Source organism: Larkinella humicola, assembly GCF_008727875.1.
GTDB lineage: Bacteria > Bacteroidota > Bacteroidia > Cytophagales > Spirosomataceae > Larkinella > Larkinella humicola.
Map to the genome: position 1 here is coordinate 53,209 of NZ_VTWS01000009.1, position 24,783 is coordinate 77,991.

Annotated in this window: 15 protein-coding genes; 10 read left to right on the forward strand and 5 right to left on the reverse strand. The window is 53.1% G+C overall.

Annotation, left to right across the window (positions count from 1 at the left end):
• Positions 1-91 precede the first annotated feature (91 nt).
• From F0P93_RS26990 to F0P93_RS27010, 5 genes are all read left to right on the forward strand, one after another.
• The gene (locus tag F0P93_RS26990) at positions 92-799 is read left to right on the forward strand and encodes a hypothetical protein (protein WP_150880886.1); all 708 of its coding nucleotides are present in this window, start codon (positions 92-94) and stop codon (positions 797-799) included.
• A 31-nt stretch (positions 800-830) separates the two neighbouring features.
• The gene (locus F0P93_RS26995; protein ID WP_150880887.1) at positions 831-1,964 is read left to right on the forward strand and encodes a hypothetical protein; all 1,134 of its coding nucleotides are present in this window, start codon (positions 831-833) and stop codon (positions 1,962-1,964) included.
• A gap of 21 nt (positions 1,965-1,985) precedes the next feature.
• On the forward strand, positions 1,986-2,744 hold the full coding sequence (locus F0P93_RS27000) for a porin family protein (protein WP_150880888.1): 759 nt from the start codon (positions 1,986-1,988) through the stop codon (positions 2,742-2,744).
• A gap of 31 nt (positions 2,745-2,775) precedes the next feature.
• On the forward strand, positions 2,776-3,474 hold the full coding sequence (locus tag F0P93_RS27005; protein ID WP_150880889.1) for a hypothetical protein: 699 nt from the start codon (positions 2,776-2,778) through the stop codon (positions 3,472-3,474).
• A 243-nt stretch (positions 3,475-3,717) separates the two neighbouring features.
• Entirely contained in the window at positions 3,718-6,087 is a 2,370-nt protein-coding gene (locus F0P93_RS27010; protein ID WP_374756787.1) for a M1 family metallopeptidase, read from the forward strand.
• A gap of 106 nt (positions 6,088-6,193) precedes the next feature.
• On the opposite strand, the gene F0P93_RS27015 is transcribed toward F0P93_RS27010, so the two are convergent.
• Positions 6,194-7,972: an ABC transporter ATP-binding protein gene (locus F0P93_RS27015; protein ID WP_150880891.1), complete on the reverse strand. Its 1,779-nt coding sequence runs from the start codon at positions 7,970-7,972 to the stop codon at positions 6,194-6,196.
• A 407-nt stretch (positions 7,973-8,379) separates the two neighbouring features.
• Here F0P93_RS27015 and F0P93_RS27020 point away from each other — a divergent pair, with 407 nt between their 5' ends.
• Genes F0P93_RS27020 through F0P93_RS27030 form a run of 3 tightly spaced genes read left to right on the forward strand, consistent with a single transcriptional unit; the run spans position 8,380 to position 11,884 of the window.
• Positions 8,380-9,450 (forward strand): N-acetyltransferase DgcN family protein, encoded by a 1,071-nt coding sequence (locus tag F0P93_RS27020; protein ID WP_150880892.1) that lies wholly within the window; start codon positions 8,380-8,382, stop codon positions 9,448-9,450.
• The gene (locus F0P93_RS27025; RefSeq protein ID WP_150880893.1) at positions 9,440-10,513 is read left to right on the forward strand and encodes a mandelate racemase/muconate lactonizing enzyme family protein; all 1,074 of its coding nucleotides are present in this window, start codon (positions 9,440-9,442) and stop codon (positions 10,511-10,513) included. Before F0P93_RS27020 ends, F0P93_RS27025 begins: the two co-directional genes overlap by 11 nt.
• A gap of 3 nt (positions 10,514-10,516) precedes the next feature.
• A complete protein-coding gene (locus F0P93_RS27030; RefSeq protein WP_150880894.1) occupies positions 10,517-11,884 on the forward strand; it encodes an APC family permease in 1,368 nt (455 codons plus the stop codon).
• A 43-nt stretch (positions 11,885-11,927) separates the two neighbouring features.
• On the opposite strand, the gene F0P93_RS27035 is transcribed toward F0P93_RS27030, so the two are convergent.
• Positions 11,928-12,770, reverse strand: coding sequence for an AraC family transcriptional regulator (locus tag F0P93_RS27035; protein ID WP_150880895.1), 843 nt, complete (start codon positions 12,768-12,770; stop codon positions 11,928-11,930).
• Positions 12,771-12,929: 159 nt separating this feature from the next.
• On the opposite strand from F0P93_RS27035, the gene F0P93_RS27040 reads away from it, so the two are divergent.
• A complete protein-coding gene (locus tag F0P93_RS27040; RefSeq protein WP_374756788.1) occupies positions 12,930-13,886 on the forward strand; it encodes a phytanoyl-CoA dioxygenase family protein in 957 nt (318 codons plus the stop codon).
• Positions 13,887-14,094: 208 nt separating this feature from the next.
• A complete protein-coding gene (locus tag F0P93_RS27045; RefSeq protein WP_150880897.1) occupies positions 14,095-16,491 on the forward strand; it encodes a mechanosensitive ion channel family protein in 2,397 nt (798 codons plus the stop codon).
• 118 nt (positions 16,492-16,609) lie between these two features.
• Here the strand turns inward: F0P93_RS27045 and F0P93_RS27050 are convergent, their stop codons facing one another.
• From F0P93_RS27050 to F0P93_RS27060, 3 genes are all read right to left on the reverse strand, one after another.
• On the reverse strand, positions 16,610-19,225 hold the full coding sequence (locus F0P93_RS27050) for an ABC transporter permease (protein WP_225309663.1): 2,616 nt from the start codon (positions 19,223-19,225) through the stop codon (positions 16,610-16,612).
• A 130-nt stretch (positions 19,226-19,355) separates the two neighbouring features.
• On the reverse strand, positions 19,356-21,965 hold the full coding sequence (locus tag F0P93_RS27055; protein WP_150880898.1) for an ABC transporter permease: 2,610 nt from the start codon (positions 21,963-21,965) through the stop codon (positions 19,356-19,358).
• Between the two features lie 130 nt (positions 21,966-22,095).
• Entirely contained in the window at positions 22,096-24,720 is a 2,625-nt protein-coding gene (locus F0P93_RS27060; RefSeq protein WP_150880899.1) for an ABC transporter permease, read from the reverse strand.
• Positions 24,721-24,783: the final 63 nt, after the last annotated feature.

Below are 24,783 nucleotides of genomic sequence, written 5' to 3' on the forward strand. Positions count from 1 at the left end.
AAAAGGTTGTAAAATTTTTCCGGACGGGTTGTTACATTTTACCCCCCCTCCTGAATAACCTACTAAACAACCAAACATTTTGCTAAGTCCCATGAAAAAGCCCGCTATTTTCGCCCTGATTTTAACCCTGTTGTGTGGTTCTCTGTTCGCCCAAAAGACCCCGGTCACCAAGCCCGAAGAGACCGAAAAACCCGCCGTACCGACAACACCCCAAACCCAGAAGGTGCAGGACTACAGCTCGGCCCTGAGCCTGGCCCGCTACGGTTATGCCACGAAAAACGCGTTGTGTCTGATTACGGCTGCCGACATGATGTACAAGCTGAATGTCAGCCCCCTGCCCGCCAGCGCCCGTCAGAACCCCTACGAATCGGCGCCGACGGATTCCAAACCCGCCAAACCCGACCTGGCCAATCCTGAACAACTGCTGATCGACGCCCGACGGCTGGCCAAAGGCGATGCGACCGTGCTGGCCCTGGCAAACCGGGTGAAGCCTGCTCTGCCCACCCGGGGCGCTGTTGGTGGCCCCAAGCGCAGCACGACCAGCGTTTCTGCCAACTCGGTCGACGTGTTCCAAATTCGGTTTCGCGGGTATGAGTCGGCCATCGTAGCCCTGCGGGGTGATGGCGACACGGATCTCGACCTGTATATCTACGACGACAACGGCAATCTGATTGCCCGCGATGACGATTACACCGACGGCTGTGTGGCCTCCTGGACACCGCGCTACACCGGTCTGTTTACCATCCGCGTCAAAAACCGGGGGAGCGTTTACAACCGCTACACCCTGGCCACCAACTGATTATATACCCACATCCAAAACGAACACGATCATGAAACATAGTCTATTTTTCGCCCTGCTGATCGGCATTCTGCTGGGTTGCAAAAAACAAGGGGAGCCTGATCCCGTTGCCCCTACCCCCGTTGTGCCTACACCCGTTGTTCCTACACCTGTTGACCCGATTAGTACACCCCAAAAGGTTACCGGCGAGTGGGTGGCGGCCCAGGGTGGGGGGGGCGGTTTCAATAACTTCGATACCTTCAAAAATTACCAGTTCAATTTTGAGGTAAAAAACGCGAATCAGGATGTGATTGTCGGACTTACCTCGTCCGACATCAATGTAGCCTATGCCTTGTTCGACCCGCTGGGACAGCGTATCGATGTGAGCGGGCAATCGCGGAGTATGTCGAAACTGCACAAACTCAACACCGGAAAACACCGCGTGGTGGTTACCTCCGACCGGCGGGCCGTGGGCAAATTTGAACTTACAATGCTGGGGGTGAACGGTGAACCCGTCCGAATACCGTCGCAGCTTCTGCAATCGGAGACCCAGAACTGGGGAACGCTGGGTGGTGGCGGTCTCGATAAATCATTTAAGAATCATTTCTACACGTTTGACATTACCGACGATAACACCAGCATCGATGTTGAACTGGAATCGCCCGATACGGATATTTCGCTGCATTTATATGATGAATTGGGGCAACTTGTTACAAAGGAATACGGTAACCGCTACGGATTCAAAATTATTGCCGCGAAAAAAGGCACTTACACGGTTATGGCTGGTACCCGTGAGCGGGGAAGCATCGGAAGTTATCGCCTGAACGTATTCGGCAAAGTAGGTAACCTGAAACGGGTGGTCTCACAGTCGACAACGGTATCGGGAAATTGGGCCTCAGGTGCCGCATTCGATACCTATACGATCCAGATTACCAATACTAATTCGCCACTGGATATAAATCTCTCCTCGGCCGACATCGACGTTCGGATAAACTTGCAGAACAGCGTCGGTCAGCAACTTGACAACACCTGCTGTGCGGTCAAGTCAACGTATCTCGCGATTGAAAAAGTAACACAGGGTACCTACCGGATCATGGTGCAATCGTATCCTTCTGCAACCAGACGGGGCCCTGGCAACTACACCCTCACGGTTCACGGCCAGTTCACCGATTTCAAAAAGATGTAACTTCTCTAAACAAGCCCACAAATGAAAAAGTCCTTAACATTAGTGATGATCCTGCTCGCCCTCAGTCTGCCGGTTGCCGTTCGCGCCCAGACCAAAGCGCGGGTTCTGAAAACACCGGCTGCGGCCCCTGCCAGAAAACCGGCACCGCGCACGCCCGGCACCCCCGCTGCAGACCGGGCCAATTCGTCGAAACTTCCCCAGAAAACTACTCCGCCCCCACCACCGCCACCCACTCCGCCACCGGCTCCACCAAGTACGACGACCCAGTCGTCGCCCGTCCGGGGGTATGCCTGGAAATCGAGCCGCTCGCCCAGCTATGGCTACAAAAAAGGCGACAACCTGCTGAACATCGGCGTTGGGCTGTCATCGTATTACTACGGCAACCCCCTCGGCATTTCGTATGAAGCGGGTATCGACAAGGATTTCAGCGTCGGTGCTCAACTGGATTACAACTCCGGCAATTACGGCAATTACTACTACAACAGCTCCCGCTGGCGGTATACCGCCACTTATCTGGGTCTCCGTGGGTCTTTTCACGTCAACCGGCTCCTGAAGTTGAACACCCAGAAGGTCGACCTCTACGCCGGGCTGGGGTTGGGCTACCGCAGCTTCCGGTGGAATGATTCGGCGTATGGCTACGGGTACGATGCCCGCAGCGGGCTATTCCTGAACTACTTTATTGGCGGCAAATACTACTTCAGCCCGAAAGTTGGTGCCTTTTTGGAACTGGGCTACACCGGCCTGTCGTCGTCGCGGGTTGGGCTTTCGGTCAAATTTTAAGGACACCAGGACGATCAAACGGTTTTGACGGATGAATAGTTACAAGAAAATTGCCATTGGGATAGTCGCTCTGGTCGTGTTGTGGCATCTCGTTGTGGCCATGACCAACCAAATTACGGTCTGCGGCCTGTTTTTGTCGAAACCGGCTGACCCAGGGTATGGGTGGGCCGACAGCGGCAATGCCGATGCCCGGTTTTTCTGGCAAATCACCGGCGTAAAATGGCTGGCGGGCATCAAACATCCGGAGTTCAATGCCGAAACGACCCCAACCCAGGGCGACTGGAAACCACTTCCGGGCTATCAATTTACCGATCAAGCAAAAGGGCTGGAAACCCACTGGGAAGCCGGTTTACTGCACTCGGATTACATGGCCTGGTCCGACGAAGTAGAGGGCAAATGGATTCCCGTCACCGGATACCGATTTGTTTATCAGGGTGATACATTTATCGAGTCGGTTTGGGATCCAGGCAAACGATACGATGATTTGAAGGTTATTTCGCTGCCGGAAAAAGACCAGTACAAACCCTTTGCGGGCTATACGTTTCTCGAACCGGGTCAATCGCTTAAGGTGGTCTGGACACCCGGGCTGGTCAATTCCGATAATCCGAGACTAATCGCGGGCACGAAAGAAGGCACCTGGAAGGTCAACCATACGCCGTCCCGGCGGTCCGGTGAGGTGCCCTGGGTGGTTAAAAAGATTGCCGAGCGGGTCATTATTCACGCTTTCTAATTTGGCCACAGGAACATTCGATCCGGAGATAATCCACCAAAAAGCACAACGCGAATCGGGCACAGAATGCCGGATTCGCGTTGTGCTTTTTGTAATAACCGGGGTCTTCTGCGGAATCGTAGCCGAAAATTTGGGACACTTCCGCTTTCGTTTTATCTTTAAAGCGCACTTCATCTACTTTTCTACGCTAAAAACGGTTACTAACCCATGAGACAAAAAATCACCGCCCTGGTTGCGGTATGCATGACCCTGACCGTCCGAATCTGGGCGCAGGCTCCTTCAACGACGCCTTACAAGGCCAATGACCGCTTTGAACAGCTTGGCCCCCAACTCCCCACCCCCAACACTTTCCGGACGGCCACCGGTGCACCGGGCCGGGATTTTTTCCAGAACCGGGCCGATTACGACATCAAGGTGGAACTGGACGACGCGAACCAGAAAATCATTGGCTCAGAACGGATTACGTACTACAACAACTCGCCTGACGCCCTGAAATACCTCTGGCTCCAGTTGGATCAGAACCTGTTTGAGAAGAATTCAACGGCCAACTTAACCACCCGGTCGGCGGTTTCGACCAGCGGTAGCAACCTGACCCGGTTGCACAACCTCAACAATGCCGAGCCCGGTGCCCAGGTCGATCCCCAAAAAGAATATGGCCATAAAATAACCGCCGTTCGGGACGCGACCGGCAAACCGCTGAAGTATACCATCAACGGAACCATGATGCGGATCGATCTCTCCGCTCCGCTGAAACCGGGTCAGAATTTCGTATTCGGCGTCGACTGGAATTACAACATCACGGCTTATTATGGGCGGAGCGGCTACGAATTTTTCGAGAACGATGGCAACCGGAATTACTTCATTGCCCACTGGTTTCCGCGTTTGTGCGCCTACGACGACGTGAACGGCTGGCAGAACAAGCAATTTCTGGGACAGGGCGAGTTCACGCTGATTTTTGGCAATTACAAAGTGGCCATCACCGTTCCCAACGACCACATCGTGGGGTCGACCGGCGAATGTCTGAACTACAAGCAGGTGCTGACGCCCACGCAGTTCCAGCGGTTGCAGAAAGCATCGACCTCGAAAATGCCCCTTAAAATTGTGACGCAGGACGAAGCCATCGCGGCTGAAAAAGGCAAACCAACCGGCAAGAAAACCTGGATTTACAAAGCCGACAACGTCCGGGATTTCGCCTTTGCCTCATCGCGCAAATTCATCTGGGATGCCATGCAAACCGACGTGTATGGCAATGGGAAGAAAATCTGGAGCATGTCGTTCTACCCCAAAGAAGGCAATCCGCTCTGGGAACAATATTCGACCCGCGCCGTCGAACACACGCTGAAGTCGTACGGAAACCGCACGATTCAATACCCGTATCCAGTCGCCATTTCGTGCCACGCCACGCGCTACGGCGGCATGGAGTACCCGATGATCAGCTTCAACGGCGGTCGGCCTGAACCCGACGGCACGTATTCGCCCGGAACCAAAGCTGGCATGATTGGGGTCATTATTCACGAAGTGGGTCACAACTTTTTCCCGATGATCGTCAACTCCGACGAGCGGCAATGGACCTGGATGGACGAAGGACTGAACAGTTTTTGCCAGTATCTGGCCGAAAAAGAATGGGACTATAACTTCCTGAGCGGCTATGGCGAACCGCAACGCATTGTGCCCTATATGAAATCGGACCCGGCCACGCTGTCGCCCATCATGACCTCGTCGGACAACATCATCCAGTTTGGCCCGAATGCCTACGATAAGCCCGCCGTAGCGCTGAACATTCTGCGCGAAACCGTCATGGGCCGCGAACTGTTCGACTACGCTTTCAAGGAATATGCACGCCGGTGGGCCTTCAAGAATCCTACCCCGGCCGATTTCTTCCGCACCATGGAAGACGCTTCCGGTGTCGATCTGGACTGGTTCTGGAAAGGCTGGTTCTACGGCGTCGAACCCGTCGATCAGGATCTGGTCGAAGTCGACTGGTTTACGCTCAACACCCAGAATCCCGAAATCGAGAAAGCCCTGGCCCGTTCCGAGGCTGAAGCGAAAGCCAAAACCATGAGCAAGATTCGCGACGCGGCCACGAAAGACCAAACCGTAGTCGCCAAGGACTCGACGATGCGCGATTTCTACAATAGCTACGACCCGTTTGCGGTGACGGATGCGGACAAGAAGAGATACCAGGATTATCTGGCGTCGCTCAACGAGGAGGAGCGCAAGACGCTCGACTCGAAGAATAATTTTTATACGCTGACGCTGAAGAACAAGGGCGGTTTGCCGATGCCGGTGATCATTCGGATGCAGTTTGAGGACGGTACGGATTCGGTGGCGCGGTTTCCGGCGGAGATCTGGCGGTTCAACGATGCGCAGATCAACAAGGTGATTGCGACCACGAAGAAGGTGACGCAGTGGACGCTCGATCCGTTCCAGGAAATCGCCGACATCGACACAGACAACAATTCATTCCCGCGCCAGGCACAAAAACCGACGCGTTTCCAGTTGTATAAACAGCAGGCTGGTGGCCGTGGGGGCGCGCAGGGACCAAACCCGATGCAGCAACAGCGGCAAGAGACGCAACCACCGGCTACGCAGGGCGGAGCGCCTAGAAGGTAAAAAAAGGAATTTCAAATGTGAAATGATGAATACTAAATGTAAAAGTGAAGAGCGCCGGGCTACTTTTACATTTAATATTCATCATTTCACATTTGAAATTCCTTTTTTAATTGATTTGTGCCTCACCGACCACCGGTGTTTCGGGCCGACGTTCGCCGATTTGTTGCCGCCACATGGCGTAGTACAAGCCTTTCTGGTCGAGCAGTTCGGCATGGGAGCCGGTTTCGGCAATTTTGCCTTTTTCCAGCACAATGATCGTATCGGCGTGCATAATGGTCGAAAGGCGGTGGGCAATGAGAATGGTGATCTGTTCGCGCCGGGCCGAAATGCTGCGAACGGTGTCTGAAATGGCCTCTTCCGTCAGCGAATCCAGCGCCGAGGTGGCTTCATCGAAAATCAACAGCCGGGGATGCCGGATCAGGGCGCGGGCGATGGAAATCCGCTGTTTTTCACCCCCGGATAGTTTCATGCCGCCCTCGCCCAAAACCGTCTGAATGCCCTTTTCGGAGCGGGCAATAAGTTGATCGCAGGAGGCTTTGTGAAGGGCTTCCAGGATGTCCTGGTCGGTGGCATCGGGTTTCACAAACAGCATATTTTCTTTGATCGTACCGGCAAACAGTTGCGTATCCTGCGTCACAAAGCCGATCTGCCGGCGCATCGGGTTGTAGCGAATCTGACTCGCCGGCACGTCATTAAAGTAAATTTCCCCCGAAACCGGTTTATACAATCCCAGCAGCAGCTTCACCAGCGTCGATTTTCCCGAACCCGAAGGCCCCACAAAAGCAACCGTTTCGCCCATGCCGACCCGGAACGAAATGCCGTCCATCGCGTTCTGTTTAGCGGTTTGGTGTCGAAAAACGACGTTGTCGAACCGCAGGTGTTCCAGAACGCCAAAGTCGATGGAATCGTCGGGCCGCCGTTCGATGGATTTGTGCATCAGGTTGTCGAAAAGTCCCAGCGAGGATTCGGCTTCGCGGTACGACAGGATGATGTTGCCCAAATCCTGCAAGGGCGCAAAGATGGCCGTGGAGATGAACTGCATCGAAATGAGTTCGCCGGTGGTCAGCACATCCCGAAAAATGAGCCACAGCAAGGCAAACAAAATCGACTGTTTCAGTACGTTCAGGGTAGTTCCCTGCAAAAACGACAACGTACGAACCTGTTTGGTTTTTTCCATTTCGAGGTCGTAGATCCGTTGCGTATACTGCTTGAGTCGCCGGATTTCCGGAAACGTCAGCCCCAGACTCCGCACCAGTTCGATGTTGCGCAGGGATTCGGTGATGGCTCCGGCCAACTTCACGGTTTGCCGGTTGACGGCCTTCTGAACGGTTTTGATTTTCTTGCTGAGCAGTCCGGTCAAACCGCCCAACACCAGAATTCCGATGACGAAAATGGGAATCAGCGCCCAGTGTTTGGTGACGGCATACCAGATCAGAAAACCCATCCCGACGATGGATGAAAACAGGATGTTGATGAAGGCATTAATAAACTTCTCGGTATCCGTCCGTACTTTCTGCAACAGGGCGACGGTTTCGCCACTTCGCTGTTCCTCGAATTCTTGAAAGGACAACCGCAGCGTTTGTTTCAGTCCGTCGTTAAAAACCTGCGTACCAAACCGTTGCACGACCAGCCGCATGAAATATTCCTGAAACGATTTGGCCAGCCGCGCCAGCGTGGCGATGCCGACGGCAATCAGCAGCCAGAACAAAACGCCTTTCACCAGCTCGGTTTCGGGCCGCACCGCCGGTTTGGTCGCGTATTCGTCGATGATCTTTCCAAAAATCAACGGATCGATCATCATCAGAATCTGACTGACACCCGCCAGCAGCAGCGACAAACCCACCAGCCACCGGTGCGGTTTCAAATACATCCACAGAATACCCATAAATTCACATCCAATATTCGTACCAGCCTGAAAGGCTGTAATCATTAGACCCGGGCATCGCCCGGGGAACGCCGGATGTGATCATTATCATCCATACCCCAAACCCCGGGTAATCCCCCGATCCCGGATGATTCTCACCCCCCGGGCGATAAACCAAACCCCGGACGATAACCCAAACCCCGGGTGATGCCCGGGGCTAGTGATGGCAGCCTTTCAGGCTGGTTGGTAAGTAGACTCGAAAACCGGTGGTTTTGTTCGGCTGGGTTTCTGAACAGGCCACGGAACAAATAGGAGATAAAAATGGATTTATTAGCTATTTTTTCATGAAAAATTCGTCCTTTTTGAAATTTTAATACTGATTAAACAGAATACGCTTTCTTTGCCGAACTGTACGCCCAAAATAGACAATGAACGATCGTGCTTTACTCCTAACCAATGGATTGCTGGCCTCACCGGATGCGAAAACCGCCCACGGACTCATTCGGGACAGCGAACGCTACACCATCGCCGGTGTGATTGACCCTCCGACCGCTGGCCGTGACGCGGGTGAAGTACTGGATGGGAAACCCCGTCAGATTCCGGTATTTGCCTCGCTGGAGGAGGCCTTGGCCGCCGTTGGGCCCGTGCAATGTGGCATTGTGGGCGTCGCTACCGTCGGCGGTGTTTTGCCGGAAGAGATTCTGACGTTGATCAAAACGTGCCTGCAAAACGGGTTGTCGGTTGTCAATGGCCTCCATGATTTGCTGAACGACCGACCTGAACTGGTGGCGCTGGCGGCAGAATACCGTGCCAACCTGATTGATATTCGGAAACCCAAATCCCGCGCCGAACTGCATTTCTGGTCGGGCGATGTTTTCAAGATTACCGCCCCCATCATTGCCGTGCTGGGCATGGACTGCGCGATGGGCAAGCGAACCACCACCCGGCTGCTGACCCAGGCCTGCCAGGCAGCCGGACTCCATGCGCAGATGATTTATACCGGCCAAACCGGCTGGCTCCAGGGCGGAAAATACGGTTTTATTTTCGACTCGACGCTCAACGATTTCATTTCCGGCGAAATCGAACACGCCCTCGTGTCGTGCTGGCAGGAAACCGGTGCCGATGTGCTGGTGATCGAAGGCCAATCGTCGTTGCGGAATCCCAGCGGCCCGTGTGGATTGGAATTTATGGTTTCGGGCAATGCAAAACACGTTGTCCTGATGCACGCGCCCAAACGCACGTATTTCGATTATGACGAGCATTGGGGCAAAATTCCGTCGGTGGAATCGGAAATCGAAATCATCCAAAAGTTCGGATCTGAGGTGATAGCACTAGCTTTAAACACGGAAAATTGCACCCTGGAAGAAACCAAGCAGTTTCAACAGGAATACACCGAACGGCTAGGCATTCCGGTGTTGCTGCCCCTCCAGGAAGGCCTGGCGCCGGTGGTTCCGATCATCCGTCAACTTGTTGAAAAAACCGTTCATCATGCAGATTAAATCCATCCGGGCCTACCGCCGGGACCTGGCACTCACGAAACCGTATACGATTGCCTACCAGACGATTTCGGCCGTTGAGAACATCTTTCTGACCGTCGAATTAGCCAACGGCATCATCGGCGTTGGGGCCGCCAACCCGTCGCCGGAAGTGGTCGGCGAATCGCCGGATCAGACGTTCGCCAATCTGCAAAGTGACAGCATTGCCCGGTTTGTGGGCCGCGACATTCGCCATGCGTTTCAGTTGATCGACGAAGCCGGGCAGCAGTTTCCAAATCTGCCCGGCACACTGGCGGCTTTCGACATTGCCCTCCACGATGCCCTCGGGCAGTTTCTGGGCATTCCGGTGGTCGAGCTGTACGGACAAAAAGTCAGGGCCTTACCCACTTCCATCACGATTGGGATCATGCCGATTGCCGAAACGCTGGAAGCCGCGCGCGAATACATTCAGCAGGGTTTCCGGGTGTTGAAAGTCAAAACCGGACTCGACGTCGCCGAAGACATCGGACGAATCCGAAAACTTCGGGAACAGTTTGGCCCCGACATCGTGCTGCGCGTCGATGCCAATCAGGGGTATACCGTCGATCAGTTGATTCAGTTTATCGGACAGACCGACGACGCCAGCGTCGAACTGATCGAGCAACCGTTGCCGGTGGGAACGGAGGAAGAACTCCGCTCACTGCCGTTGCCTCTTCGCCAGCGCCTGGCCGCCGATGAATCGCTGAAAGGGGGTGAGGCCGCGCTGAAACTGGCGCAGGAGCCGCAACCGTTCGGGATTTTCAACATCAAACTCATGAAGTGCGGGGGAATCCGGGGCGCATTCGACATCGCGACGGTGGCCCGGCTGAGCCAGATTGAGCTGTTCTGGGGCTGCAACGACGAGAGTATTGTCAGCATTGCGGCCGCTTTGCACGCGGCTTTTGCCTGTCCACATACCCGCTACCTCGATCTGGACGGCAGCCTGGACCTCGCCGAAGACGTTGTCAAGGGCGGTTTTAGCATTGAAAATGGCCTGATGCGGCCCACCGGATTGCCCGGTTTGGGACTCACCGACTTAACCCTGTAACCGATGAAACCAGCCCCTAAATTAGCCCGGGTATTGAGCTTGCCCACTGCTATTGTACTGGTGATCAGCGTCATGGTAGGATCGGGCGTATTCAAGAAAATCGCCCCGATGGCCGACGCCCTGCAGTCGCCCGGTCTGATTCTGCTTTGCTGGCTGCTGGCGGGGCTGGTGAGTCTGGCCGGTGCGCTGACCAATGCTGAAATGGCGGGCATGTTTCCGAATTCGGGGGGCGAATACATCTATTACCAGAAAGTCTACAACCGCTTTTTTGCCTTTATCTACGGCTGGAGCAATTTCACGGTGGTCAAAACGGCGGCTATTTCCGCGCTGGCGCACATCTTTGCCCAGTCGCTGGTCGGTTTGCTGGTGTTGAATGACGAAGCCGGATTCTGGACCAAAGGAATCGCTTCCGCGCTCATTATCCTCCTCAGCCTGGCCAGTTACCGCGGCATCCGGTTTGCGGGCGGCATCAGTTGGGTGCTGATGTGCGTCATTTTGCTCACCATTGTCGGGATCACCATCGCGGGGTTCAGTTCTCCGCTGGGCAGTTTCGACCACCTGAGCCGGAATAGCCCGGCCTTCGACGGCGGGGCTATTGAAGGGATGGTTCTGGTCAAAGCCCTCTTCATCGCGTCGCTGGGCGCTTTCTGGGGCTACGACGGCTGGAACAACATCGCATTTCTGGGGGAGGAGATCCGGAATCCGCAGCGAAATTTGCCGCTAGCGCTTGGCATCGGCACCTTGTTCGTCGTGGGCCTGTACCTGCTCCTGAACGTCATGTACGTATACGTATTGCCGATCGAGGAGTTGATCGCGCTTAACCAGACGCCCGGCCGGATTGCCGCCGTCGAAGTTATCCGGCGGGTCAGTGGCTCGACCGGGGCCACGCTGGTATCTGTCCTGATTTTGTGTACGACCTTCAACGCCACCAACAGTTCCATTCTGACATCGGCCCGGCTGTATTACGCGATGGCCCGCGACGGTCTGTTTTTCAGCACGGTAGCCCGGATTCACCCCCGGTTTCAGTCGCCCTCGGTGTCGATTGTCTGGCAGGCGGTTTGGGCCGTGGCGCTGGTCTGGTCCGGCACGTTTGATCAATTGACGGATATGCTGGTCTTTGCGTCGTTCATTTTCTACGGTTCAACGGCCTTTGGCGTCCTGCTGCTCCGGCGATCCCAGCCCGATTTGTCCCGCCCCTATCGCGTTATCGGCTACCCGGTTTTGCCGGTCGTTTTCTGTCTTTTCTGCATGACGCTGGTGGTCATCACCCTCATCGAACAGCCCCGCGAAGCGTTGATGGGGCTCGGATTGATTGCCACCGGAATTCCGTTTTACGGGTTTTGGTATCGGCAGAAACCGGGGAAAGTTTAGGCGCGAAAAGCCTGATTGTGAATCATTCCGGACAACGTTGAGGCTACCCGTGCACCTTCTTAAATCCCATCGGGTTCACTCCGGTTACCTTTTTGAAAACCCGGTTGAAATACGATAAACTCTCAAAACCGCTTGCAAAACAGACTTCAGTCACCGACTGGTCGGCCAGCAACAGCCGCTTGGCTTCCCGAATTCGGTATTGGTTGACAAATTCCGTGAACGTCATTCGGGTCATCTTTCGGAAATACCGGCAGAAAGCAGCCACGGTCAGGTTGGTCACATCGGCCAGTTCGGCCATCTCAATTTTCCGCTGGTAGTTAGCGTCGATAAACCGGTACACGCGCTGCAATCGCTGCTGTTCCTTCTGGTTATACGGAAATCCGACCGGGCGGTTGTTCAACAAAACCGACTCCGACGAGGTGGCCAGTAGTTGAAAAATCTCCAGCAACTCGATCAGTTGACGGAAGTGGGACCGCCCGTGCAATCGCGCAAGCCGCTTTCCCACCAGCCGTTTGGTGTTGCCGTAAAACGCAACTCCCCAGCGGGCCTGATCGAACAAGCGGGCGATGGCGGCCAGCTCCGGCATTTTCTGAAAGTTATCCCGCAAAAAATCCTCCCGCATCTGAACCACAACTTTCCGGTAGTCCGTCCGAACCCCATAATCGAAGTTCAGATGCGGCACGTATGACCCGATAAACACCAGGTCGCTGCCTTCGTAGCGCGAAAGATGATCGCCCACATGGCGCGGACCGTCAGCGCCTTCGATGAAAACCAGCTCGAATTCCGGATGGAAATGCCACATGAAAAAATCATTCAGATGGGGCGTCAGCAACAGCCGGAATGAACTGTCGCGATCGGGTTTGATTTCTTCCAAATACGCTTTCATCGCTGTACTATTTGTACAAAACTATACATACTACCGCCAAATTAATAACCAATAGATCAATCCTGTTCAAGTATTGGCCAGTGGACGTGTAGCGTTCGCCGGTAGTCGGGTGCTACCTTTGTCCTATCCAATCCTTAACTGATCCGACTTATGGAATCAATGACACCAACAATGACCCCGGACAATGCCCACAAAGACATGCCCGGAAACCCGTCGACGGCCACCAGCAGCCACCTCAAACTCAACGACCGCTCGAACGGAAAACCGCTTCGGGTGCTCTCGGAAGCCGATTGGCAGTTCTGGATGGAAAACGGCTACATCGTGATTAAAAATGCCGTATCAAAAGAACAGGCGGAACGTTTAGCGCAGTTTCTGTGGGAATTTGAAGAAAAAGACCCCAACGATCCGGAAACCTGGTATGCACCACCCCGCGCCGAAATGAAAATGAAGGAGTTAAGCAACAGCGGTATGGTGGAGCTTTACAACCACCAGTATCTGTGGGATAACCGGCAGTCGCCCCGCATTTATGACGCCTTTGTGGACATCTGGGGAACTGAAAAACTCTGGGTCACCATCGACCGCGCCAACCTTAACCTGCCCGCCCGACCCGGTTATGAATTCAAAGGCTTCATTCACTGGGATTACGACCCGGAAACCAAACCGCAAAACGTGCAGGGCGTACTGGCGCTGGCCGACCAAACCGACGAAAACATGGGCGGTTTTCAGTGCATTCCCGAACTCTACCGCACCTACGATACCTGGAAACTGACTCAGCCCGCCGACCGCGATCATTTTAAACCCGATACGACCGGTTTTGGGCTGGTAAAAGTAAAACTGGAAGCCGGCGATCTGCTGATTTTTAACAGCACACAACCACACGGCATTCGGCCGAACCGGACCACTGATAAAGTCCGGATTGCGCAATACATCTCCATGATGCCCGCCCAGGAAGACCATGAAACCCTGCGGCAGTGGCGCATCACGTCGTGGAAGGATCGCAAAGCCCCCGAAGGCTATGCCTTTCCCGGCGACCCGCGCGGCTGGGAACAATTGAAATACCAAACCGCTGAGTTGAGCGAGTTGGGCAAAAAACTGCTGGGGCTGGAAAGGTGGTGATCTTTGCCGGATAGGAACACGGATGAAACGGATTTACACCGATTTTAACCTGTTTTGATCGGTTTCTGATTCGCATCCCGGTTCCCTGTTTCAGAGGTCTGCCGGGGGCACACACCTCCCAAATCATAACAATTATCGAATTTCGGTAGTATTCATGTAGAGCGACACAACGAATGAGGAGCTTGATTTGAATAAAACCGGTAGCAGAATGATTGGGAATAAAATCCATTTAACAGACCAATACAGCACCAAAAAACACCTGACGTTCAGTGGCTTAGTAGTATTTTTTCTAATATTCTCCTACGGCCTGTATGCCCAGAAAACCGCCGGAGGCAATCCGGTAGACAGTTTACCGGTTATTCCGCAACCCGGTATTCCGGTCGATAGCATCATTGCCCGGCTTGAAAAAGGGCATACGGCCTTAAACGACATCAGCAACCGAACCCGGCGGGGATTCAGCACCTGGCAAATCGAGAACAACCTTCCGGAAGTTCAGTCGTACGTCAAAACGATTCGGACTAACCTGGCGCTGTATCGAAAGGTGCACGACATGAAAAACATGCTCATGTTTCAGGTGCTGCTCGAGGACATGCAAACGCAGCTTAAGGTCTGGCGGGAAACACTTTCCGGGTATGAAAAACAATTGTCGGGCATGAACGGGCAGTTGATTTCGCTGGCGCGGGATTCGGTGCTGGTTCTCCCCGCCGATAGTTCATACCGGGCTTTGTATTTTAACTCACTGAAAGAATTGCGGCAACAGTGGATCGACGCCAGTGAATCGACCAATAAAAACCTGACCCGCATCAATAAACTTCAGGCCGCTGTTTCCGACGGATATTTCGAAACCGCCGAGTTAACCAATGTCGTCAACGAGCGCATTCGGGAGTTTAACGTCAAAATTACCGGCAAGGAAACCGATTTTATCTGGGCCATTCCCAAAAGCGTGGGTTCCGACGATCACCTGGATAATTTGATCAAACGTTCCTACGAAGGACAGCGGGACATGCTGGCGTATTATTTCGACCGAAGTGCCGGCAACGGGTTCTACATGTTGATCATTGGTGCGGCCTTTTTTGCCTGGGTATACCGGAGTTTTTCGATTATCAAACGTCACGGAAAACCGCAGGAAATTCGGAAGGAATTAAAAATTAAATACCTCCGCGCCATGCCTGTTTTTCCGGTGCTGGTTCTCGTCTTTAATTTCGCTCCTTTTTTCGATCTTCGCCCCCCGGCCGTTTACGTCGAACTGACGCAGTTTATCCTTTTACTGGCGCTTACCGGTCTCTTTTTCCGAAGCTGGCCCCGGCAGCTTTTTCTCAACTGGCTGGCCATCGTTGCGCTGTATGTTCTGGTCATCATCACCCGAACGTCAATCATTGACCCGGGCATCACCTTCCGGCTTTGGCTCCTGATTCTCAATGCCATATCGGTCGTTTTCGGGTTCTTGTTTCTGTTCCGAATCCGCAAAACGCTCTCGCTCACCGGTTTTATCAAACAGGTTTCCATTCTGTATATTATCCTGAATGTCCTGGCAGTCTTCTGCAATATTCTTGGCCGAATGAGCCTGGCGAAAATCTTCTCGACGGCGGCTATTTACGGCCTGACGCAGGCCGTTGGACTTTTCACGCTGATTCAGATTATCAACGAAGCCTTTGCGCTTCAGGTTGTGAGTGGAAAACTCGCCGATGGCATTGCCGCCCGGTTTAATTACGCCAAACTGGAAATCGGCTTACACCGGCTGATGAGCGCCCTGGCCGTAATCGCCTGGCTGATTATTTTCACCAACAACCTCTACGTCTATAATGCCGTTTATCAAACCGTTTCCCATTTTTTAGGAACGGAACGAAGTGTTGGCAGCACGACCTTTACGTGGGGAAACATCGTGTTGTTTTTCCTGGTTCTATACCTTTCCGGTGCGCTGCGGAAATACATTGGCTATTTTTTCGGAGAAACCGACGACGAAATCGGCGGAAACATCAGCAATGCCGATTCGCGGCTGGTGATGATCCGGCTTTTCATGCTCATCGGCGGTTTTTTGTTCGCCATTCTGGCTTCCGGAATCGGGCTGGACAAGGTAACGGTGATTGTCGGTGCGTTGGGCGTCGGGATTGGGCTAGGGCTTCAGAACATTGTCAATAACCTGGTTTCCGGTATCATTCTGATCTTCGATAAACCGTTTCAGATCGGTGATTTTATCGAGATTACCAACAAAAAAGGGCGCGTGAAAACCATCGGAATTCGTTCCAGCCGCCTGCTCACAACGGAAGGTTCGGAAGTGATCATTCCCAACGGCGATCTGCTGTCGGGACAGGTCATTAACTGGACCATTAATCACAAAGCCAAACGAATTGAGCTGACCATTAAAGCTGATGCGGAACACGAATTAAGTACGCTGAAAGCATTGATTAAAGAAGAGATCTCGAAACATCCGAACGCCGTGAAACGCCAGCAACCCGAAATTTTTCTCTCGACCATTACGAACGATGCCATCGAGTTAAAAGTGCGGGTCTGGATCAATTCGGTCAACAAAGAAGATCAGTTTCGGAGTGAAGTTTTGTTGAATCTGTACCGGCGGTTTAAAGAAGTGGGGATTAAGATGATGTAACGTTGACAGGAACACGGGTTGAACCGATTTTGCTCTGTGCTTATCTGTACAATCGGTTCAATCCGCGTTCCTGTCAAAAAATTCTGCTTCCGCCCAAATCGGGGTGATGGAGTCCGGGTTACTCGCTTCGTAAACTCTTCACCGGATTGGACAAAGCCGCTTTTATAGTATGAAAACTGACGGTCAGCAACGCAATCACCAACGCCAGCAGTCCGGCTGCGGCAAAAATCCACCCCGAAAGGCGGATGCGGTAGGAATAATCCTGAAGCCACTGGCTCATGGCGTACCACGTAATCGGAGTGGCCATTAGAAAGGCCATCAAAACCAGTTTCAGAAAGCCTCTGGATAAGAACGTAACGATCTGGCTCACCGTGGCGCCCAACACCTTCCGGATGCCGATTTCTTTCCGGGATTGCTCGACCGTGAAGGAGGTCAATCCGAATAACCCAAGACAGGAAATGAAAATTGCCAGGGCCGCAAAAAGGCCCGCTAAGGTTTTGGTACGCTGTTCGTTCTCGAATTTCTGCGCATATTCCTGATCCACAAACTGATAATCGAAGGGATAGGCCGGGTTGTATTTTCTGAAAGCATCTTCGGCTTTTGCCAGATTTTCCGCCGTCGAATTTGCGGGGTTGAACTTGATGTGCATGGTATTGAACCAGGCCCCCGGCCCCTGAATAACCACTGGCGGAATGGGGTTATACGGCGACCCCACAATGTAATCCCTGACCACACCCACAACCCGCCAGCTTCGCTTTTGGTCCCGGTTGGAAAGCGTCTGCCCGACCGGATTTTTAAAGCCCATCAGCTTGACAGCGGTTTCGTTCAACACCACGGAAAAGCTATCCGCCGGGTACCGGTAACCATCGATATCCCGCCCTTCGACCAACGTCATGCCCGCCGTTCTGACCAGATCGGCATCCGAACTGAAGATCGTGATGGCGGTGTTGGTATCTTTTGGATTTTCGCCCGGCCACCGAAGCCCCCAGCTCCGCCAGCCGTCGTTCGTCAGGTCCGTCATGGTTTTTGTGACGGAAACCGCAGCCCCCGAACGAAGTAGTTCCTGTTTGATCGGCGCGTAATTCTTCTCAATGTCACCGACAAAATTGACGTGAATCAAATCGTCGTTCGCGTAACCTTTGTCCCGTCCCTGGCCGTAAATGATCTGGTCGCGGACAATCATCGTGGCAGTAACAAGCACGATGGCAAAGGTAAACTGGAGCACCACCAGCACTTTCCGGGGCGACAGGCCCAACTGGCTTTTTTTGAATTGCTTCGTAAAAATGCCGACCGGCTGGAAGGAGGAAAGGTAAAAAGCCGGGTAACTGCCCGCCAGCAAACTGGTGAGAACCACAAAGCCAACAGTACAGAGCCAGAACGAATACTGCTGGTAGGGAATCGAAAGCTGCGTGCCGATGAGCGTATCGAACGCCGGCAAGGCCAGCCCAACCAGTAACAGGGCAACGGCCCCGGCCAGACAGGCGGTGAGAAAGGCTTCAGTAATAAACTGCCCGATCAACGACCCGCGCCCGGCCCCGGCCACTTTCCGCACGCCAATTTCTTTCGCCCGTTTTTCACTTCGGGCCGTACTCAGGTTCATGAAGTTGATGCAGGCAATCAGCAAAATAAAGGCGGCAATCAGCCCAAACACGCGGACGGTTTCGATGCGCCCCCCCACCGGTTTTCCGTTTTCAAATTCAGCGTACAGGTGCCACTGGCTCAGCGGGAACAGGAAATGCGTCCAGACATCCCGGCGCCCCGCATACCGCTGCGTCAGGTCTTTGATTTTTGCCGTGAAGGCGGCCGGGTTCGTATTCGGTTTCAGCAAGACATACGTTGGCGTGTTGTTGCTGAGCCAGCTCTCGTTGCTCCAGCCGCTTCCCAGTTTTTTCAGATAATCCCACGGCAACAGGTATTCAAACGTAAAACGCGTATTTGGTGGTAAATCCTTTAAAACACCGGTGACCACGAAATGATCGACGGAATCGAGCCGGATCGTTTTGTTCAGCGCGTCGGTGGTGCCGAACAGCTTCCGGGCGAGTTTTTCGGTAATGACAATGGACGAAATCGTGGTGAGCTGCTCGTTTTTAGACCCTTCCACCAACGGAAAGCTGAACAGTTGCAGGAAAGAAGGGTCCGCAAACGCCCCCGGAATACCGGTGAATCGGTTGTCATCGACCCGGATCAGAAACTGGTCGACGTCTTTTACCCGCGTAACGGCTTCTACTTCCGGATAATTTTGTTGCAAGGTCGGGGCCAGCGGTTGGGAGGTGACCGGTATCGCAACCGGTTCTCCACCTGCGCTGTTGGTGAGGCCATATACCTGATAAAGCCGGTCCTTGTGCTGATGAAATTTGTCGAAGCTAATCTCATTCTGGAGCCACAAGGCAATCAGGGCGGCTCCGGCCATGCCCACCGCCAGCCCACCGATGTTGATGATGGAGAAACTTTTCCCGCCCATTAGGTTGCGGAACGCAATTTTAAAATGGCTGTACAGCATGGTGGTAGGAGTTGGATTCGGATACTCGGATGGTTTTCGTTTAATGAATGATAGCCGGACATACGCCAGGACGTCCCGCTCATACCGTCGCCGGGCCTCGCGTTTGCCCAATCGTTCCGCACGACGATAAAACCGCTCGTGCAGGTCGCCCAGCACCTCTTCGTGCAGGTGGGGAGCAATCAGCCAGGTCAGGAGTTTGTCGGGCCAACGGGGCGGACACGGTTTTCGATTCATATGGTTTAATATCAAATGATGAATAATAAATGTCAACTAGTAAAGTGGCTCCGCACGCTTTCAACGGGCTTCCTGAGTCATACTTTTACATTTATTATTTAGCATTTTGCATTCATGATTCCCTTCATTCTCACTCACTTCGCAGACTTTTTACCGGATTCACCAAAGCGGCTTTGATGCTTTGAAAACTCACCGTTAGCAGCGTAACCACCAAGGCGCCGATTCCCGAAGCCGCAAAAATCCACCACGATAACTCGGTACGGTATTCGTAATTCTGGAGCCAGTCCGACAGAACGTAGTAGGCCAGAGGAGCCGCCAGACAGAACGCGATGATGACCAGCACCACAAACTCCTTTGAGAGCAGCCGCCAGACCGTGAAGACCGAAGCCCCCAACACCTTGCGGATGCCGATTTCTTTGGTGCGCTGTTCGGCCATAAACGACGCTAACCCAAACAGACCCAGGCAACTGATCAGAATTGCTAAACCGGAAAAAACACCTGCCAGCTTGCCAATGCGTTCTTCGTGGCCGAATTTCCGGGCATAGCCATCGTCCACAAATTTGTAGTCAAAAGGCGAGGCCGGACTGTAGGTTCTGAACACCTGCTCCACTTTGGCAAGGGCTTCACGGGCCGGAAGCTGGGGTGCCAGTTTGGCGTGGATGGTATTGGCCGCTTCATAATTCAAGACGAAAAAAGAAGGCTTAACCGGCTCAAAGGGAGACTCCCTGACCATATCCCTGACCATACCGGTTACGGTATACTTTGCCCCTCCCCACGTAATGATTTCGCCGATTGGGTTTTTGAAGCCCATCAATTTCACCGCCGTTTCATTGAGAATAACCGCTGCGGAGTCGGTAGAAAATTTTCGGGAAAAATCACGACCGGCTACCACCTGCCAGCCTACCGTTTTGCCATAATCATGCGTGATCCGGTTCGACATCATCAGGGGGCGCAGATCAGCGGCCTGCCCTCGCCAGCTAACATTCGTCATGCCCCCATTCTGAACCGTTATCGAAGCATCTGATTCCGCCATTTCAGCAACAGCGCCCGTTCCCAGCAAATCGCTGCGCAGTGACTCGTAATGTCCATACAGGTCCGGTGTATTCATCCTGATTTCAATCAGCCCGCTGCGATTATAGCCAACCGGTCGGTCTTTGGCGTGCTGGATCTGGCGAAAAACGATAATGGTGCCGATGATCAGCGTCACCGAAACCGTAAACTGAAAGCCGACCAGTACTTTGCGGGGAACAGCCGCAAACCGTCCCACCCGAAAAGCGCCTTTTAAAACTTTTACGGGCTGAAACGACGACAAATACAGAGCCGGGTAGCTGCCGGCAATCAAGCCGGTCAGTAAACTAAAGCCCAGTGCGGAAAGCCAGAACCCGGGATTCGACCATAAAAGGGTCATTTGTTTGTCGGCCATCTGATTGAAAAACGGTAACGTCAACCCGACGAACAGCAGCGATACGACCAACGCCAACAGAGACAATACCAGCGATTCGCTAAAAAACTGGACGACCAACTGGCTCCGCACGGAGCCAACGGCTTTGCGAATACCGACTTCTCTGGCGCGTTTTTCGGACCGGGCGGTGCTCAGGTTCATGAAATTGATGCAGGCCAGCAGCAAAACAAAACTGCCGATGATGCCAAATAACCAGACAAAGACAATCAGCCCCCCGGTATTGACGCCATCTTTAAAATCCGAATACAAATGCCACTTGCGCATCGGATGCAGAAAAAACTCCGGTTTATAGCCCGGCGGATTATCCATTTTCATCCGGATATCCTTGATTTTGGCCGAAACCTCCTCGAAATCCGCACCCGGTTTGAGTTGCGCAAAGATCTGGTAATCGTTGTTATCCCATTTGTTCTGCGAGTCTTTGGCTCCCGCATCGATAGCCACGAACAACTTCCAGGGAGCCAGAAACGATACATCGCTGAAGGTGCTGTTCGAAGGAAAATCTTCGTAAACCCCCGACACCCTTAGATTCCGTTTATTATTCAGTTTAACCAGTTGGTTGACCGGATTCGCGGAACCAAAAAAGGCGGCTGCGGTCGATTCGGAAAGCAGAATCGAATTGACATCGTTCAAACCGGCATCGGTTCCGGTCCGCATTGTCAGAGACATCATTTTGGTAAAACCCGGTTCAACATACTTACCGATTTTGGTGAATTTTTGATTACCGGTGGCGTCCAGAACCGCTTCACGGGAAACCGCCAGACTGACCGATTCAAAATCGGGGTACTTGCTGCGCAGTTCGTTCGCCAGCGGGATTGGCAGAACAGCATACGAAGATTTTTCGGCATCGAACTTGACAAACTGCCAGAGCTGGGCAATTCGGTCGTAGTGTTTAGGCTGCTTATCGAACGACAGCTCATCATACATCCAAAGCCCAATGAGCATCGCCACGGCCATAGCCGTGGCCAGTCCAAAAATATTGATGAACGAATAGGCCGGGTTTTTAACCAGATTGCGGAAGGCAATTTTGAAATAGTTACTGATCATGTCCGTATTGGTGGGTTTAGAATACGCTGATGGTTTTCGTTTGATGAATGACAGCCGGACATACGCCAGTACCTCCCGCCAATACCGTCGCCGGGCTTTGATCCCGCCCAGCCGCTCCGCCCGCCGGTGAAACCGTTCGTGCAGGTCGCCCAGCACCTCTTCGTGCAGGTGCGGAGCAATCAGCCAGGTCAGGAGTTTGTCGGGCCAACGGGGCGGACACGGTTTTCGATTCATATGGTTTAATATCAAATGATGAATAATAAATGTCAACTAGTAAAGTGGCTCCGCACGCTTTCAACGGGCTTCCTGAGTCATACTTTTACATTTATTATTTAGCATTTTGCATTCATGATTCCCGTCATTCTCATTCACTTCGCAGACTTTTTACCGGATTCATCAGGGCGGCTTTGATGCTCTGAAAGCTCACTGTCAGCAATGTAATCGCCAGGGCACCGAAGCCCGAAACCGCAAAAATCCACCAGGAGATTTCCGTGCGGTAGTCGTATTTTTGCAGCCAGTGATGCAGGAAATACCAGGCAATGGGCGTAGCGATCCCGAAGGCGATCACGACCAGCATCACAAAATCTTTGGATAATAACCGCCAGAGGTTGAAGACCGAGGCTCCCAGCACTTTGCGGACCCCAATTTCTTTGGTGCGCTGCTCGGCGACGAACGACGCCAGCCCGAACAAGCCCAGGCAACTGATGAAAATGGCCAGAGCAGCAAACACCGAAGCCAGTCGGCCAATCCGTTCTTCGGTGGCGAATTTCAACGCATACTGCTGATCCGAGAACTTGTAATCGAAAGGACTACCGGGATTGAACTGGCGAAAGACGGTTTCAATTTTAGCCATCGATTCACTGGCACTCTGGTTGGGGTTCAAGCGGATATTGATCACGCTGGCCCACTCATAGCTCAACAGGAAAACCGTCTGATAAACCGGTTCGAAAGGCGAGCCCATCACCAGGTCTTTGACCACGCCGATAATCCGATGCGGTTTTCCATTCCATTTGACCGTTTTGCCTACCGGATCTTTCAGGCCCATGTACCGGACGGCGGTTTCGTTCAGCACCATGCCCGACGAATCCGTTGAAAAGGCCCGGGAAAAATCGCGCCCTTCGATGAATTGCCAACCGACGGTTTTCCCAAAATCATGGGACACGGCAACCGTCCCGAATTGCTCCTTCAAATTGGGGTCTTTGCCTTCCCAGTCGAACCCGATCAGCCGTGAATTCAAATTCGTTACCGGGGTCGAAGCGGTCGACATCTCCGTGACCGACCCCGTTTGCAGAAGTTCGTTGCGCAAGGCATTATAACGTCCGTACAATTCCGGTGTATTCATGGTAATCGTAATCAGGCCACTGCGGTCGTAGCCAATTGGCCGGTTTTTCGCGTACTGGATCTGGCGAAAAACAATGATCGTACCGATGATCAGCGTGACGGAAACCGTGAACTGAACGACGACCAGCACCTTCCGGGGAATGGAAGCAAACCGGCTCACCCGAAAAGTACCCTTCAGCACTTTGACGGGCAGGAAAGACGACAGGTAAAACGCCGGATAACTGCCCGCCAGGATGCCGGTCAGAAAGCTGAAACCGATCCCGGAAAGCCAGAAAATGGGATTGGCCCACAGAATCGCAATGGTTTTATCGGCCACCTCGTTGAAGAACGGCAACATGAGCTGCACCAGCAGCAACGAGATCACAAAGGCAATCGCCACCACCAGCAGGGATTCGCTGAAGAACTGGCTGATCAACTGGCTTCGGAGGGAGCCAATGGCTTTGCGGATTCCCACCTCTTTCGCCCGCTTTTCCGACCGGGCCGTCGAGAGATTCATAAAGTTGATGCAGGCCAGAAAGAGCACAAAGACGCCGATGATGCCGAATAACCAGACGTACTGAATCCGGCCCTCTACGTTACCGGATTTGTCCCAGCCCGTATACAAATGCCAGCGGCTCATCGGATGCAAAAAAACTTCCGGCTTCATATACGCCGTTTCGGGAACATGCTTTAGCCTTAGATTTTTAATTTTTGCCGTAACAGCTTCAAAATCAGATTTCGCTGCAAGCTGAGCCAGAATTTGCCAGGAGTTGTTCCCCCAGTCGGCGTTGTCCTGCGCCTGCTTCACCCAGGACTCCGACGAAACGTACAAATCCCAGGGTGCCATAAATGTCATGTCCCGAAACGCGGTGTTGTGCGGTAAATCCTCGTAAATACCGGTTACCTTGACGTTCAGCTTATTATCGATCTTCACGATTTTGCCCAGCGGGTCTGCATCCCCAAAAAGCACGTCAGAAACGGATTGAGACAGGAGAATGGACGACGGATCTCGCAGTCCTTCCCGCGTCCCTTTGAGCATCTTCAGGGTCAGCAGATCGGGCGCTTCCGGGCTCATGAAATTCCCCGTTTTCGTCAATTTTGTGTCGCCATAGGCCAGGATATGCTCGCGGGTCCAGGAAGACAGCACCACGGATATAAAATCATCGGCATACGCGGTGCGAAGTTCATTTCCCAACGGAATGGGCATGTACTCTCCGGCCCCAAACTCTCCGTTCACGACCGCACTTTGCATCACCTTGGCAATGCGGTCATACTTTTGGTGGTATGTATTGAAGGACAATTCGTCGTATATCCACAAGCCAATGAGCATCGCCACTGCCATGCCCGTGGCCAGCCCGCCAATGTTGATGAGCGAATAGCCCTTGTGTTTCAGCAGGTTTCGTTGCGCGATTTTGAAATAATTTCGTAGCATGACAGGGCTTAGATAGAATGGTGAAGAATACGCCGATGGTTTTCGTTTCAGGTTTGACAACCGCAGATACGCCAGCACTTCCCGCCAGTAGCGTCGCCGGGCTTGGGCTTCGCCCAGCCGCTCCACCCGCCGGTGAAACCGTTCGTGCAGGTCGCCCAGCACCTCCTCGCGCAGGTGCGGAGCCACCAGCCAGGAAAGCAGTCGGTCAGGCCAGGAGGGCGGTTTTGGGGTTTTCATAAAATGAATTTCAAATAATAAATGATGAATGTTAAATATTAAAGTGGCTCCGCACGCTTTCAA

Bases quoted from the DNA above. Each gene is read 5' to 3' on its own strand.
- F0P93_RS26990 (WP_150880886.1), top strand. From the start codon at position 92: ATGAAAAAGCCCGCTATTTTCGCCCTGATTTTAACCCTGTTGTGTGGT.
- F0P93_RS26995 (WP_150880887.1), top strand. From the start codon at position 831: ATGAAACATAGTCTATTTTTCGCCCTGCTGATCGGCATTCTGCTGGGT.
- F0P93_RS27000 (WP_150880888.1), top strand. From the start codon at position 1,986: ATGAAAAAGTCCTTAACATTAGTGATGATCCTGCTCGCCCTCAGTCTG.
- F0P93_RS27005 (WP_150880889.1), top strand. From the start codon at position 2,776: ATGAATAGTTACAAGAAAATTGCCATTGGGATAGTCGCTCTGGTCGTG.
- F0P93_RS27010 (WP_374756787.1), top strand. From the start codon at position 3,718: ATGACCCTGACCGTCCGAATCTGGGCGCAGGCTCCTTCAACGACGCCT.
- F0P93_RS27015 (WP_150880891.1), bottom strand. From the start codon at position 7,972: ATGGGTATTCTGTGGATGTATTTGAAACCGCACCGGTGGCTGGTGGGT.
- F0P93_RS27020 (WP_150880892.1), top strand. From the start codon at position 8,380: ATGAACGATCGTGCTTTACTCCTAACCAATGGATTGCTGGCCTCACCG.
- F0P93_RS27025 (WP_150880893.1), top strand. From the start codon at position 9,440: ATGCAGATTAAATCCATCCGGGCCTACCGCCGGGACCTGGCACTCACG.
- F0P93_RS27030 (WP_150880894.1), top strand. From the start codon at position 10,517: ATGAAACCAGCCCCTAAATTAGCCCGGGTATTGAGCTTGCCCACTGCT.
- F0P93_RS27035 (WP_150880895.1), bottom strand. From the start codon at position 12,770: ATGAAAGCGTATTTGGAAGAAATCAAACCCGATCGCGACAGTTCATTC.
- F0P93_RS27040 (WP_374756788.1), top strand. From the start codon at position 12,930: ATGACACCAACAATGACCCCGGACAATGCCCACAAAGACATGCCCGGA.
- F0P93_RS27045 (WP_150880897.1), top strand. From the start codon at position 14,095: ATGATTGGGAATAAAATCCATTTAACAGACCAATACAGCACCAAAAAA.
- F0P93_RS27050 (WP_225309663.1), bottom strand. From the start codon at position 19,225: ATGAATCGAAAACCGTGTCCGCCCCGTTGGCCCGACAAACTCCTGACC.
- F0P93_RS27055 (WP_150880898.1), bottom strand. From the start codon at position 21,965: ATGAATCGAAAACCGTGTCCGCCCCGTTGGCCCGACAAACTCCTGACC.
- F0P93_RS27060 (WP_150880899.1), bottom strand. From the start codon at position 24,720: ATGAAAACCCCAAAACCGCCCTCCTGGCCTGACCGACTGCTTTCCTGG.